We start from the raw sequence: 13,256 nt of genomic DNA on the forward strand, positions 1-13,256 counted from the left end.
TCGAGTTTGACGGCGTTTGCTCTCAGGCGCCTATTTGGGCGCCTGCGTCGTCAGCTGCAATGCGTGGAGGGGGCCGCCGAGATAGGCTCCGAGCGCCTTGTAGACGATCTGGTGCTGCTGGACCTTCGACTTGCCGACGAACTCGGCGGAGGTGATCCGCGCGGACCAATGGTCCTTGTCGCCGACGAGGTCGGCGAGCTCGACCACGGCGTCGGGAATGCCGGTCTTGATGAGCTTCTCGATGTCCTCGGCTTCCATGGGCATGGCGATAAGGTCCTGACGTTCGCCGCGTCGCGCGGCGCGAATGAATCCATAGCCGTCGGCGGCGGCCGAAGGCGCGGCTCAGATCGTCCCGGCCATATAGGACGGCAGCCAGCCCTCGAACGCCGCCCTGAGGTCTTCGAGGACTATCGAACAGCCGTCGCCGAGGGTCAACGCCGTCCCGCCGGTCTCGCCGAGCCGCAGAACGGGGACGCCGGCGGCGCGCGCCTCCTTCTCGACGCGGCTGGCCGCGGAGGCGGCGACTGCGACGACATAGCGCGCCTGGTCCTCGCCGAACCAGAAGGCGTGCGAGGGAAGGCCCGGACCAGGCGAAACGCGCGCGCCGATCCCGCCGGCGAGCGCCATCTCGGCGAGCGCCACGGCGAGGCCGCCGTCCGAGACGTCATGCGCCGCGCGCGCCGTCCCCGACAGGACGAGGCCGCGGACGAAGTCGCCGTTGCGCCTTTCCGCCGCGAGGTCGACCGGCGGCGGCGCGCCTTCGGCGCGCTTGCAGAGGTCGCGCAGATAGACGGACTGGCCGAGCCAGCCCTTCGTCTCGCCGATGACGAGGATGACGTCGCCGTGCGCCTTGAAGCCGGGCGTCGCGGCCTTCGACACGTCGTCGATCACGCCGACGCCGCCGATCGCCGGGGTCGGCGGAATGCCCTTGCCGGCGCTCTCGTTGTAGAGCGAGACGTTGCCGGAGACGATCGGGAAGTCGAGCGCCCGGCAGGCCTGCCCGATCCCGTCGAGGCAGCCGACGAACTGACCCATCGTCTCCGGCCGCTCGGGATTGCCGAAATTGAGGTTGTCGGTCACGGCGCGCGGCTGGGCGCCGACGGCGGTGATGTTGCGCCAGGCTTCCGCCACGGCCTGCTTGCCGCCCTCGACCGGATCGGCGGCGCAATAGCGCGCGGTGACGTCGGTGGTCAGCGCCAGCCCCTTCGGCCCGTCGCCGAGCCGCACGAGCGCCGCGTCCGCGCCGGGGCGGATGACCGTATTGCCCAGAATGAGATGGTCGTACTGCTCATGGATCCAGCGCTTCGAGCAGAGGTCGGGGGTCGCGAGCAGCCGGACCAGCGCCGCGTCGTCGGGGCAGGGTGGGGCGACTCCTGCGGGATCGACGACGGCGGGCTTCGGCGTTGGAACGTGCGGACGGTCGTAGAGCGGGGCGGCGTCGCCGAGCTCCTTGATCGGCAGGTCGGCCTTGACCTCGCCCCTGTGCTTGACGACGAAGCGCAGCGTGTCGGTGGTGCGCCCGATCACCGCGAAGTCGAGCCCCCATTTGACGAAGGCGGCCTTGGCGGCCTCCGCCTTGCCGGGGTCGAGCACCATCAGCATGCGCTCCTGGCTTTCCGAGAGCAGCATCTCATAGGCGCTCATGCCGGGTTCGCGGCAGGGCGTGGCGTCGAGGTCGAGCTCGATCCCGAGGTCGCCCTTGGCGCCCATCTCGACGGCCGAGGAGGTGAGGCCGGCCGCGCCCATGTCCTGGATGGCGATGACCGCGCCCGTCGCCATCAGCTCGAGGCAGGCTTCGAGCAGCAGTTTTTCAGTGAAAGGATCGCCGACCTGCACGGTCGGGCGCTTCTCCTCTGCGTCGGCCTCGAAGGACGCCGAGGCCATGGTCGCGCCATGGATGCCGTCGCGCCCGGTCTTCGAGCCGAGATAGACGATCGGATTTCCGACGCCCGTCGCCTTGGCGTAGAAGATCTCGTCGGCCCGCGCCACGCCGACCGCCATGGCGTTGACGAGGATGTTGCCGTCATAGCCCGGATCGAAGCAGGTCGAGCCGCCGACGGTCGGCACGCCGAAGCTGTTGCCGTAGGAGCCTATGCCGGCGACGACGCCCGAGACGAGATGGCGCGTCTTCGGATGCTCCGGCGCGCCGAAGCGCAGGAGATTGAGGCACGCCACGGGCCGCGCGCCCATGGTGAACACGTCGCGCAATATGCCGCCGACCCCCGTCGCCGCGCCCTGGAAGGGCTCGATGTAGGAGGGATGGTTGTGGCTCTCCATCTTGAAGACGCAGGCCTCGCCGTCGCCGACGTCGATGACGCCGGCGTTCTCGCCCGGGCCTTGAATCACCCAGGGCGCCTTGGTCGGCAGCTTGCGCAGGTGCAGACGCGAGGATTTGTACGAGCAGTGCTCGTTCCACATCGCCGAGAAGATCCCGAGCTCGGTGAAGCTCGGGACGCGGCCGATGAGGGCGAGGATGCGCTCGTATTCGTCCGGCTTCAGCCCATGCGCGACGGCGAGTTCGGGAGTGACTTCGGGTTCGGCGGTCGCATGCGCATCGCGGTTTTCAACAGTGCTTGTCACGAAATGACCCCGACCGACCGGGCGAAAATCCGGCTGGAGTAAGCGGAGGAAAGGACGAGCCGGCGCAAGACCAGCCATGCCGACGCGCGCAGGCCCGCGCCGACGAAGATGAGCGGAGCCACGACGAGCGCCGCGAGCGCCGTGAGCAGAGAGGAGACAGGATATCTCAGCGCAGCGAGGCTGAACGCGAGATCGCAAAGACGTTCGAATCGATCGTCGCTCCACAGGAGCGAGCCGTCCGGAAGCTTGGGCGCAAATGACGCCTCCGCGTCAAGCTCAACTAAGCTCGCTTCAAATTCTCGATATTCCTGCTGCAACAGCAGTTCTTGCCTCGCATTTTCCGCAGCAAGACTTTGGCCGCCGTTTAACATCGAGACGACGTCGAAAGGATGCGTGAACGCGAAAGCGACGCCGCCGGCCAGCACGAACACGGGCATGAGAATTTGCAGCGGCTCGCCTTTCGCGTGCGCCATCGTGCGGTCGACCCTCGCGCGCTCGGCCGCGCCATAGCTTTCGTCCGCCTTGATCTGCGCCGCCAGAATTTTCGCGCGTCGCCAGAGCGGCTGGCTAATGAGTGTTGCGACGAGCTTCAGAAGCGGCCAGCCAAGCAGCATGACGCACGCCAGAAGGACAGGAAGCGGCATTATCTGTCTTCCTCCTGCAGGAGATCGTAAGCGGCGTAAAGCACGGCCGAACATGTCAATATGACCGCTGTGAGCGGCCGGTGCGTCACCGTCCAGCGCATGACTTCGGCATCATAGCCGAAAAGCCAGGAATAGGCGCGCGTCGCGCCGATGACGGCGAGGGTGAAGAGAAGATATCGTTTCAGAAACGCCCAGAACCAGCGGCCTGGTTTGAAATTTTTCGTCAAAACCGGCTTTTCAGCTCCATGACGTGGGAGACGAGGGGCAAAAAGGACGTCGACAGGTCAAGCCGCCTTGAACCATGTGTCCATGCTCGAAAACAGGCCGCGCCCGTCGGTTCCGCCGACGAGCGGATCGATCAGGTTCTCGGGATGCGGCATCATGCCGAGCACGTTGAAGCGCTCGGAATAGATCCCGGCGATGTTGTTGGCCGAGCCGTTGGGGTTGGCCTCGTCGGCGACGTTCCCGGCGCCGTCGCAATAGCGGAAGGCGACCAGCCCCTCGCCTTCGAGGCGCAGCAGGGTTTGCGCGTCCGCCTCGTAATTGCCCTCGCCATGGGCGATCGCGACCTCGATCGTCTGGCCGGGCGCGTAGGCGCCGGCGAAGGGCGTGTCCGTCCGCTCGACGCGCAGATGCTGCATGCGGCAGATGAAATGCAGCCCGGCGTTGCGCATCAGGACGCCCGGCAGCAAGCCGAACTCGACGAGAATCTGGAAGCCGTTGCAAACCCCGAGCACGAGCCCGCCGCGCTCGGCGTGGGCGCGCACCGCGGCCATGACCGGCGCATGGGCGGCGATGGCCCCGCAGCGCAGATAGTCGCCGTAGGAGAAGCCGCCGGGCAGCACGACGAGGTCGGTGCCGGCGGGAAGCTCGGTCTCGGCGTGCCAGACGACGCGCGCCTCGCCGTGCGGAGCGAGCGCGCGGACGGCGTCCTTCTCGCGGTTCGAGCCGGGGAACAGGATGACGGCGGCTTTCACGGGCCGGGACGCTCCTTGGCTGGGACGGGCGGGGGCGGAGCGGTCAGGACAGCTCGATCGAGAAATCCTCGACGACCTGATTGGCGAGCAGCTTTTCGCAGGCCCGTCTCAGCGTCGCCTCGGCCTCCGCGCGGTCGCCTGCGGCGAGCTCGACGTCGAACAGCTTGCCCTGGCGCACGCTCTCGATTCCCGCAACGCCCTGCGACCTGAGCGCGCCTTCGATGGCCTTGCCCTGCGGATCGAGGACGCCGTTGCGCAGGGTCACGAAGACGCGGGCTTTCATGGAGATCTCGCTGCTCGCCGTGGGCGTTGAAAAGAAAACGGAGGCCGAAGCCTCCCCCTCGCCGCGTCGCGCCGCCGGCGGGCCGGCGGCTTGCTCCTTCGTCGCGGCTTTCGCGTTTTAGCGCGAGACTCCGGACGCCTCAGCGCACGAGCTTGGGCGCGCCGGCGCGCGGCTGCTCGTTCTCCTGCAGGATGCCGAGGCGACGGGCGACCTCGCTATAGGCCTCGACGACGCTGTTGAGGTCGCGGCGGAAGCGGTCCTTGTCGAGCTTGTCGCTCGACTTGATGTCCCACAGCCGGCAGGAGTCGGGGGAGATCTCGTCGGCGACGGCGATGCGCATCATGTCGCCTTCCCAGAGGCGGCCGCACTCCATCTTGAAGTCGACGAGGCGGATGCCGACGCCGAGGAAGAGGCCGGTCAGGAAATCGTTGACCCTGATGGCGAGGGCCATGATGTCGTCGATCTCCTGCGGGCTCGCCCAGCCGAAGGCGGTGATGTGCTCCTCCGAGACCATCGGATCGTGCAGCTCGTCGTTCTTGAAGTAGAACTCGATGATCGAGCGCGGCAGCTGCGTGCCTTCCTCGACGCCGAGGCGGGAGGCGAGCGAGCCGGCGGCGACGTTGCGCACGACGATCTCGAGCGGGATGATCTCGACCTCGCGGATCAGCTGCTCGCGCATGTTGAGGCGACGGATGAAATGCGTCGGCACCCCGATGTCGTTGAGATTCTGGAAAAGGAACTCGGAGATCCGGTTGTTGAGGACGCCTTTCCCGTCGATCACCTCGTTCTTGCGGGCGTCGAAGGCGGTCGCATCGTCCTTGAAATGCTGGATGAGCGTGCCCGGCTCCGGCCCTTCATAGAGCACCTTAGCCTTGCCTTCATAGATGCGCCGGCGGCGATTCATTGGGATTAACCGTGGCTTGAGAGGATCCATTGGCGGCGTGGCTCCATTTGAACGTCCCTGTCCGCGATTCGGGGAACGACGCGGCGCGCGTTTCATCCGAAACCGCCAGGGCGAGACGAGGCGCAACGCAAAGCCGCGTTCTAAGCGCGTCATACACGCTTTCGCCTCCCGGAAACAAGTCAGGCAAGCAACCGCCGTCGACCGGCGCGATGCGCACGGTCCGATGCCAAATCCGAGATGATCAGTTCGAACGCGCGGGGACGAATCCTCCTCGAAGCCCATCGGTCTTTTTTTTCTAGCAGACATCGCACGTCGGATACAGACAAAATCCGGTGCGGCGGCGGCGCGCGCGATGGCGTTTTGAGCGATGGCTGCTACATTCGCCGGGGAAGCGCGGCGCAGCCGCGCGATCCGGGACGGACCGCCATCGGACGGAGCGCTATGACGACTTTCGACAAAAGGGAGCAGGGCTTCGAATCGAAGCTCGCGCATGATGAGGAGATTCGCTTCAGGGCGATCGCCCGGCGCAACCGCGAGTTCGGCTTGTGGATCGCCGGCAAGCTCGGCAAGAGCGGCGCGGAGGCCGAGCGCTACGCCGAGGAGGTCGTGCAGCGCGAGATAGAAGGAGGCCCCGAGCGCGCCCTCGCCGCCGTCAAGGCCGATCTCGAGAAGGCCGGCGCGCCGCTCTCGGACCATCAGCTGCGCGCCAAGGCGGACGAACTGCTGGCCCGCGCCGTGGCCGCGCTCAAGACGGGCGGCTGACGAGGCGCAGGGCGTCGCAACGCCTTCTTAATCGCCGGCGGGGCAGCATGCGCGCATGTCCGCCCCGCGGCCCGCTTCTCCCCCTGACGGCGTTCGCCTCGACGCGCCGGCCTTCGCGCACGCCGCGCCCGATCTCGCGCGGCAGGCGCAGGACTGGATCGTCCACCTGCGCGCCGAGCGACGCGCGGCGCCCCTCACGCTCGAGGCCTACGCCCGCGACCTGCGTCAGTTCCTCGCCTTCGCCGCCGTCCATTTCGGCGAGCCGGCGGGGCTTTCCGCCTTCGGCGCGCTGACGCCCGTCGATCTTCGCGCCTTCATGGCCGCGCGGCGCGAGGCGGGGACCGGCGGGCGCAGCCTCCTGCGCCAGCTCGCCGGGCTGCGCTCCTTCGCGAAATTCCTGCAGCGGCGCGGCTTTCCGCAAAGCGCGGCGCTCGTCGCCGTGCGCGCGCCGAAGGCTCCGCGCCCGCTGCCGCGGGCGTTGCCGGAGGACGCCGCCTGCGCCGTGACCCGTTCGCAGATGCATGACGACGCCCGCGAGCCGTGGATCGGCGCGCGCGACGCCGCCGCGCTCGGCCTTCTCTACGGCGCCGGGCTGCGCATCTCCGAGGCGCTGGGCGTTCGCCGCGCCGACGCGCCCGTCGGCGAGCGCGACATGCTGCGCGTCGTCGGCAAGGGCGGCAAGACGCGCGAGACGCCGGTGATCGCGCCGGTGCGGCGCGGGATCGAAGCCTATCTCGCGCTCTGCCCCTATTCGCTCCCGCCCGACGGGCCGTTGTTCGTCGGCGCGCGCGGCGGACCGCTGTCGCCGCGAATTCTGCAGCTCACGGTCGAGCGGCTGCGCGGCGCGCTCGGCCTGCCGGCGTCGGCGACGCCGCATGCGCTGCGTCATTCCTTCGCCACCCATCTGCTTTCGCGCGGCGGCGACCTGCGCGCGATCCAGGAGCTGCTCGGCCACGCCTCGCTGTCGACGACGCAGATCTACGCCGCGGTCGACGGCGCGCGCCTTGTCGAGGCCTATCGCGCGGCGCATCCGCGCGCGAGCTGACGGCGCGGAGCGCTACCAGACGGCGGCGCCGGGCCGCTTCGACGCATAGAGGCTGCGCGTCTGCCCGCGCGCCCGCGCCGCGCCGGTCTGGAAGCCGGTATAGAGCGGCCGCTCCCAGCTTTCCGCGCTCCCGTCCGGCCATGAGATTTCAAGCGAATCGCGCTCGAGCCGCCAGCGCCCGCCCGGACCCTCCTGCGAAGGAGGGGCCCAGCTCCACGCCGAAGAATCGGATTCGTCGAAGCGCGCGACCGAGCCGTCCGTCCTGAACTCATAGGTCCGGCTCGTCGCGCCGACGTCGACCTTCCATGACGTGCCGCCGATATCGTCGATCTCGGCGCCGGAGGCGAGGCGCACGCGCCCGCCGGGCGAGGCGAGCGCATAGGTCGTCTCGCTCGCATAGTTGAGATGATAGACCGTCGAGCCGAACAGGCTTGGGAAGAAGCCGAATCCCGTCGTGTCGGTCGCGCCGACGCGCCCGCCGCGCGAAAGGAACACCTCGGCGAACTTGATCAGGAACACGAGGCCGTTGTCGGTGAGATAGCAGGCCTGCGCCACGCTCTCGCAGCCGGCCTTGACCGCGCCGAGGTCGCAGCTCGGAAAGAAAACGCGCGCGCCCGGCAGGAACACGGTCTCGAAGCCCTGGCCCGAAAACTCCGAGGCGATCCGCCCGGCGGTCAGGACGCTCGACCCGAAATGCACGCCGCCCGGGTCGCCATGGGCGTAGAACAGGAACCGGTCGGCCTTCGCGCCTTCCTTCTTGAGGCGTTCGAGCTCGCTCTTGAGGTGTGGCGCGTCCCGGATCCCGATCGCCTGGGCGTTGAGCTCCCTCGCGCGGCGCTGGCCCATCGCCGCCACGTCCTCGTCGTTGACGTCGTAGAACACGATGAACGTCGTCATCGGGCGCCTCCTTCAGCTCCATTCTCGCCGGACGCCGCCGGACTGCGGCGCGCCTGCGCACATGACGCGAACGGGCGCAAACCGGCGCGCCCCTGCGTCATGACCCAAGCGGACCTTGACAAGCGGGCGCGGAGCTATTCCCCTGCGGCGCAGCATGCGCGAACGCGCCTCGCGCGGCGCCGCAATGACAATTTAAATTAAACGTTTTCCATCAGGGGCATGTGACCATGCGTTCGACAGTCAAATTCGCTCTGGCCAGCCTTGTCGGCGCATGGAGCGCGGGCGCGCAGGCCGCCGTCCTCGACGTCACCGGCTACTGGAAGGCGAGCGCCGACAAGACGATCGCCGTGGCCGTCGAGCGCCAGTTCAACACCTATCGGATCGCGGTGCTCCAGGGCTCGGGCGCCTCCGTCGCGACGACGGTCAGGACCAACGCCGACATGTCCGGCAACGGCTTTTCGCTCAACGGCAAGCCCCCGTACACGACGCCCGGCCCGCAGCCCGGCGGCGAGACCTTCGCGCTCAGCTTCTCGGACGCCTCGACCGGCTCGCTCGTCTTCAAGGGCAAGACCTACGCCCTGGTCCGCGACGAGTTCGTCTCGCAGGGCCTCGCCGCGCCGATCGACCCGGCCGGCCCCGAGACGGGCTGGTACGCCGCCGCTTCGGGCGGCCTCGCCTTCGTCGAGAACCAGGGCGCCTCGACCAAGGTGCTGACCCTCGCGTCCGGCTCGGCCGCGACGGGAAGCGTCGCGATCCTGCCCAAGTCCCGCGTCGCGACGACCGACGGGCTGACGAAGATCACCGTGACGAGCGTCGCGGCCGGCAAGGCCGCCTACGCGCGCGACGATTTCGAGAACGTCTCGACCGCCAATCCCGTCCCGGACAGGAGCGCCTATTCCATTCCCGCCGCGACGGCGAAGGCGATCGCCGCGATCGACGGCGCGGGCTCGATGCGCCTGCGTGGCGCCCTGCGCGAGCGCGCCGCCGCCTATCTCGACTATCTCGGCAAGTCGAGCCCGGCCCAGTCCGACGCCGTCGCGGCGACGACGCGCGACCTCGTCGCCTATCAATGCGTGCGCGACCTGACGCCGATCGCGTTCGGGCCGGCCGAGGCGGCGCTCGACCGCGTCGTCTTCAGCAGCCTGTCGAGGGGCGCCGTCTTCCTCAATCTGCTCGGCCAGCTCGGCACCTCGGCGATCGGCGAGCAGGACGTCAGCGCGTCCGCCCCCAACCAGTGCTCGCAGTTCATTCAGGGGCTCGGACGCTATTTCACCGCCGCCAAGGCGACGGCGGCCAGAACGGCGACGCCCGCGCAGGCTTTGGGCGAGCAGGCGCTGGCCCGCGCGAGCAGGGACGCGCAGCGCGCCGCCGCCCCGGCCGCGCAGGCGCCGGGCGCGACCGTCCCGCTGACGACCTTCGGCTCCAACAAGTCCTGCACGCGTGACGAATATGTCTATGTGGCGGGCCTCGGCGCGGCGCCGGTCGACGCCAAGCAGCAGGTCGACGCCATGCGCTCGGCCTTCGAGACGGGGCTCGGCCTGCCGTCCGGCAGCCTCAACGTCAAGGCCGTCGCCAATCCCAACCCGACCAAGATCGGCGGCGTGTCGAGCGCCCTCCTCAACACCTACAAGCTCGACGCCGAGGACGTGACGCAGTTCAGGGTGCGCGCCTTCGCCGCGCTGCTCGACGTCGCCAAGCTGCCGGCCGCGGTCGCCGCCTACGCCGTCGACCAGTACGCGCGCGGCGCGATCCTCGCCGACTCCGGGGCGAGCTCCAACATCGCCTCGATCCTTTCGACCGACGTCGCGGCGGGCTACCGCGCGCTGGTCGTGGCGCATTCGCAGGGCAATATCCTCGCCGACGACGCGGTGGAGCAGCTTTCCTCCGCCGCGACGCCCTATGTCGGGATCGCCGCCGTCGCCTCGACCGACGACCATGTCGCGGGCGCCGGCAAGCTCGGCCTCGCCTCCAGCGCGACGCGCGACGACGACAAGGTGGTCAACGCGGCGCGCGCGCTGCGCACGCGGATTCTGGGGCCGACGCTGACCGGCGTCGGCGCGCCCTATGACGCGCTTTACCGCCACCTGTTCGTCGACTCCTATCTCGTCAACCTGCGCGCGCGGGCGAAGATCGTGCAGGGCGTCAAGGCGGCGCAGAAGGCGGCGGCGACGCCGACGACGGCGATCTCGCTCGGCCAGGCGTCTGGCGGCTACACCGGACCCAGCGGCCAGCAGTCGACCTACCAGCTCGGCTTCGGCGTCAAGAGCGTCTCGATCCAGTACCAGATGTATTCGATCCCCGACGCGATGGACGTGTTCTACCGCGGCGAGCGCGTCGCGACGACCGGCGGCCCGGTGTCGGGCGGCGGAACGCTGACGGCGGCGCTCGCCAACGACGGCAAGGCGCAGTCGATCGACGTGATCGTCTACGGCACCGATCCTGGCACCGCGTGGGACTACGCCGTCGTGTGCCCCGGATCGCCGAGCACCTAAGGGGGAAGGGGCGGCCGGCGCTTCCAAAACCCCGCCCCTCCTGCTATCTGCCGCGGATGGCCGAGCACCCGATCGCAAACATCCGCAACTTCTCCATCGTCGCGCATATCGACCATGGCAAGTCGACCCTCGCCGACCGCCTGATCCAGGAGACCGGAACGCTCGCCGAGCGCGAAATGGTCGAGCAGGTGCTCGATTCGATGGACATCGAGCGCGAGCGCGGCATCACCATCAAGGCGCAGACGGTGCGCCTCGAATACCGGGCGCAGGACGGGAAGGCCTATGTCCTGAACCTGATGGACACGCCCGGCCACGTCGACTTCGCCTATGAGGTCTCGCGCTCGCTCGCCGCCTGCGAGGGCTCGCTGCTCGTCGTCGACGCGAGCCAGGGGGTCGAGGCGCAGACGCTCGCCAACGTCTATCACGCGCTCGACGCCGGCCACGAGATCGTGCCGGTGCTGAACAAGATCGACCTGCCGGCCGCCGAGCCCGAGCGGATCAAGCAGCAGATCGAGGACGTGATCGGCCTCGACGCCTCGAACGCTGTGCTGATCTCGGCCAAGACGGGGCTCGGGATCGGCGACGTGCTCGAGGCCATCGTCACGCGCCTGCCGCCGCCAAAGGGCGACGAGGCGGCGCCGCTCAAGGCGCTGCTCGTCGATTCCTGGTACGATCCCTATCTCGGCGTCGTGGTCATGGTGCGCGTCGTCGACGGCGCGCTGCGCAAGGGTCAGCGCATCGAGATGATGGGGACGGGCGCCCATTACGAGGTCGACCGCTTGGGCGTGTTCCGCCCCAAGATGCAGGACGTCGCGCAGCTCGGCCCCGGCGAGGTCGGCTTCATCACCGCGCAGATCAAGCAGGTCGCCGACACCAGAGTAGGCGACACGGTGACCGACGAGCGCCGCCCCTGCGCCGCGCCGCTGCCGGGATTCAAGCCGGCCCAGCCCGTGGTGTTCTGCGGCCTCTTTCCGGTCGACGCCGCCGATTTCGACGACCTGCGCGCGGCGATGGGCAAGCTGCGCCTCAACGACGCGAGCTTCAGCTACGAAATGGAGAGCTCGGCCGCGCTCGGCTTCGGCTTCCGCTGCGGCTTCCTCGGCCTTCTGCACCTCGAGATCATCCAGGAGCGGCTGGAGCGCGAGTTCAACCTCGACCTCATCGCCACCGCGCCCAGCGTCGTCTACCGCATCGTCCAGCGTGACGGGACGACGATCGAACTGCACAATCCGGCCGACATGCCGGACCCGACGAAGATCGAGACGATCGAGGAGCCGTGGATCCGGGCGACGATCCTCACCCCCGACGACTATCTCGGCGCGGTGCTGAAGCTCTGCCAGGAGCGGCGCGGGATTCAGGTCGATCTCAATTACGTCGGCAAACGCGCCATGGCCGTCTACGACCTGCCGCTCAACGAAGTGGTGTTCGACTTCTACGACCGGCTGAAGTCGATCTCGAAGGGCTACGCCAGCTTCGACTACGCGATCACCGACTATCGCCCCGGCGACCTCGTGAAGATGTCGATCCTCGTCAACGCCGAGCCGGTCGACGCGCTCTCCATGCTGGTGCATCGCGACCGCGCCGACCTGCGCGGCAGGGCGATGGTCGAGAAGCTGAAGGAGCTGATCCCGCCGCATATGTTCCAGATCCCGATCCAGGCGGCGATCGGCGGCAAGATCATCGCGAGAGAGACGGTGCGCGCGCTGCGCAAGGACGTGACGGCGAAGTGCTACGGCGGCGACGCCACCCGCAAGCGCAAGCTTCTGGAGAAGCAGAAGGCCGGCAAGAAGAAGATGCGCCAGTTCGGCAAGGTCGAGATCCCGCAGGAGGCGTTCATCGCCGCGCTGAAGATGGACGGGTGACGCTCGCTCGCCGAGAAACAGCCGCTCGCTCGCGCCGCAATAAAGACATCCGCCCGCCTCGAAGAACAGGATCCATTGTGAAAGGAGATCGGGCTCGGGGTCCGGCGGCGCCGCTTTGATCGGGAGCCGGCCGCCGAACTCGAAATCGAACAGCCATTCGCCGCTGGCGCCGGCGTAGGCGACCGAGGTCGGCTTCTGCCCGTCGAGATAAGAGAAGGCCGCCGCTCCAACGGCGATTCGTCGGTCCTGGCGCAGGAATATCCATTGGCTTCAACGCGCCAATCGCCGCCTTCGACAAAAAGACGCCATTGTCCCTCCGGCTGCGCCACGCGCGTCATGAAGGCGGACCCGTCTGGAGATTTTCGTCGACTGGTCATGGGCGCTTGAACGTGTAGATGAGGGTCGCCGAATTGAGCCTCAGGACGCCAAAGGCCTCGCAGCGAACGAACCAGACGAACTGCCCGTAAATACCGGAGAAAATCTGGATCGCTTGATCTGCGCCTATTTGTGTATTCGCGGACACAGATATTGCTTTCATTTGGGAAATCGGGGGCGGGCATTCGCCAAAAGCATAAGCGGCGAAGCTTGCGCATGTCTAGAACAAAGAAAGAACATAGTTCCGGCCGCCGGTTCGAGCAGGGCAGGCGCGACGAAGAGACGATGCGCCGGTTGGGCAACGCCAAGATCGCGCAGGAGGCCTTCGTCGCCGCGCTGAAGATGGGCGGTTGATCGCCCTCCTTGACAGGCGCCGGCTGCTGCGCGTCTCCTCGGCTCGAGGCGCCCGGCAAGGCGCGCCCGCAGGGAGGATCG

The 13,256-nt window shown here is 68.2% G+C and carries 13 protein-coding genes; 5 read left to right on the top strand and 8 right to left on the bottom strand.

All coding sequences use genetic code 11. The features are described 5' to 3' along the window. Nucleotides 1-30 precede the first annotated feature (30 nt). The 7 genes from ACE3OG_RS02975 to purC all read right to left on the bottom strand — a co-directional run bounded on the left by ACE3OG_RS02975 (nucleotide 31) and on the right by purC (nucleotide 5,418). Entirely contained in the window at nucleotides 31-264 is a 234-nt protein-coding gene (locus ACE3OG_RS02975) for a BolA/IbaG family iron-sulfur metabolism protein (RefSeq protein WP_374305961.1), read from the bottom strand. 78 nt (nucleotides 265-342) lie between these two features. Then, a complete protein-coding gene (gene purL, locus ACE3OG_RS02980) occupies nucleotides 343-2,580 on the bottom strand; it encodes a phosphoribosylformylglycinamidine synthase subunit PurL (RefSeq protein WP_374305962.1) in 2,238 nt (745 codons plus the stop codon). Next, on the bottom strand, nucleotides 2,577-3,194 hold the full coding sequence (locus ACE3OG_RS02985; RefSeq protein ID WP_374305963.1) for a hypothetical protein: 618 nt from the start codon (nucleotides 3,192-3,194) through the stop codon (nucleotides 2,577-2,579). Before ACE3OG_RS02985 ends, purL begins: the two co-directional genes overlap by 4 nt. Nucleotides 3,195-3,223: 29 nt before the next feature. Next, nucleotides 3,224-3,451: a hypothetical protein gene (locus ACE3OG_RS02990; protein ID WP_374305964.1), complete on the bottom strand. Its 228-nt coding sequence runs from the start codon at nucleotides 3,449-3,451 to the stop codon at nucleotides 3,224-3,226. Nucleotides 3,452-3,508: 57 nt separating this feature from the next. After that, nucleotides 3,509-4,201 carry a phosphoribosylformylglycinamidine synthase subunit PurQ gene (gene purQ, locus ACE3OG_RS02995; RefSeq protein WP_374305965.1) on the bottom strand — a complete coding sequence of 231 codons (693 nt, stop codon included), beginning with the start codon at nucleotides 4,199-4,201 and terminating at the stop codon, nucleotides 3,509-3,511. Nucleotides 4,202-4,244: 43 nt separating this feature from the next. After that, the gene (purS, locus tag ACE3OG_RS03000) at nucleotides 4,245-4,484 is read right to left on the bottom strand and encodes a phosphoribosylformylglycinamidine synthase subunit PurS (protein WP_374305967.1); all 240 of its coding nucleotides are present in this window, start codon (nucleotides 4,482-4,484) and stop codon (nucleotides 4,245-4,247) included. Between the two features lie 139 nt (nucleotides 4,485-4,623). Next, nucleotides 4,624-5,418, bottom strand: coding sequence for a phosphoribosylaminoimidazolesuccinocarboxamide synthase (gene purC, locus ACE3OG_RS03005; RefSeq protein WP_374305969.1), 795 nt, complete (start codon nucleotides 5,416-5,418; stop codon nucleotides 4,624-4,626). 411 nt (nucleotides 5,419-5,829) lie between these two features. On the opposite strand from purC, the gene ACE3OG_RS03010 reads away from it, so the two are divergent. Together ACE3OG_RS03010 and ACE3OG_RS03015 are read left to right on the top strand one after the other, a co-directional pair. Beyond that, complete coding sequence (locus ACE3OG_RS03010) at nucleotides 5,830-6,150, top strand: DUF1476 domain-containing protein (protein WP_374305970.1); 321 nt, start codon at nucleotides 5,830-5,832, stop codon at nucleotides 6,148-6,150. 55 nt (nucleotides 6,151-6,205) lie between these two features. Next, nucleotides 6,206-7,195: a tyrosine recombinase XerC gene (locus ACE3OG_RS03015; RefSeq protein ID WP_374305971.1), complete on the top strand. Its 990-nt coding sequence runs from the start codon at nucleotides 6,206-6,208 to the stop codon at nucleotides 7,193-7,195. 12 nt (nucleotides 7,196-7,207) lie between these two features. On the opposite strand, the gene ACE3OG_RS03020 is transcribed toward ACE3OG_RS03015, so the two are convergent. Continuing rightward, nucleotides 7,208-8,092, bottom strand: coding sequence for a hypothetical protein (locus ACE3OG_RS03020; protein ID WP_374305972.1), 885 nt, complete (start codon nucleotides 8,090-8,092; stop codon nucleotides 7,208-7,210). Between the two features lie 227 nt (nucleotides 8,093-8,319). Here ACE3OG_RS03020 and ACE3OG_RS03025 point away from each other — a divergent pair, with 227 nt between their 5' ends. The 3 genes from ACE3OG_RS03025 to ACE3OG_RS03035 all read left to right on the top strand — a co-directional run bounded on the left by ACE3OG_RS03025 (nucleotide 8,320) and on the right by ACE3OG_RS03035 (nucleotide 13,175). Further along, nucleotides 8,320-10,584, top strand: a complete 2,265-nt coding sequence (locus ACE3OG_RS03025) for a hypothetical protein (RefSeq protein WP_374305973.1) — start codon at nucleotides 8,320-8,322, stop codon at nucleotides 10,582-10,584. A 56-nt stretch (nucleotides 10,585-10,640) separates the two neighbouring features. Continuing rightward, entirely contained in the window at nucleotides 10,641-12,446 is a 1,806-nt protein-coding gene (gene lepA / locus ACE3OG_RS03030) for a translation elongation factor 4 (protein ID WP_374305974.1), read from the top strand. 591 nt (nucleotides 12,447-13,037) lie between these two features. Continuing rightward, entirely contained in the window at nucleotides 13,038-13,175 is a 138-nt protein-coding gene (locus ACE3OG_RS03035; protein WP_374305975.1) for a hypothetical protein, read from the top strand. Nucleotides 13,176-13,256 lie beyond the last annotated feature (81 nt).

Origin of the sequence: Methylocella sp. (assembly GCF_041905455.1) — a bacterium.
Lineage (GTDB): Bacteria > Pseudomonadota > Alphaproteobacteria > Rhizobiales > Beijerinckiaceae > Methylocapsa.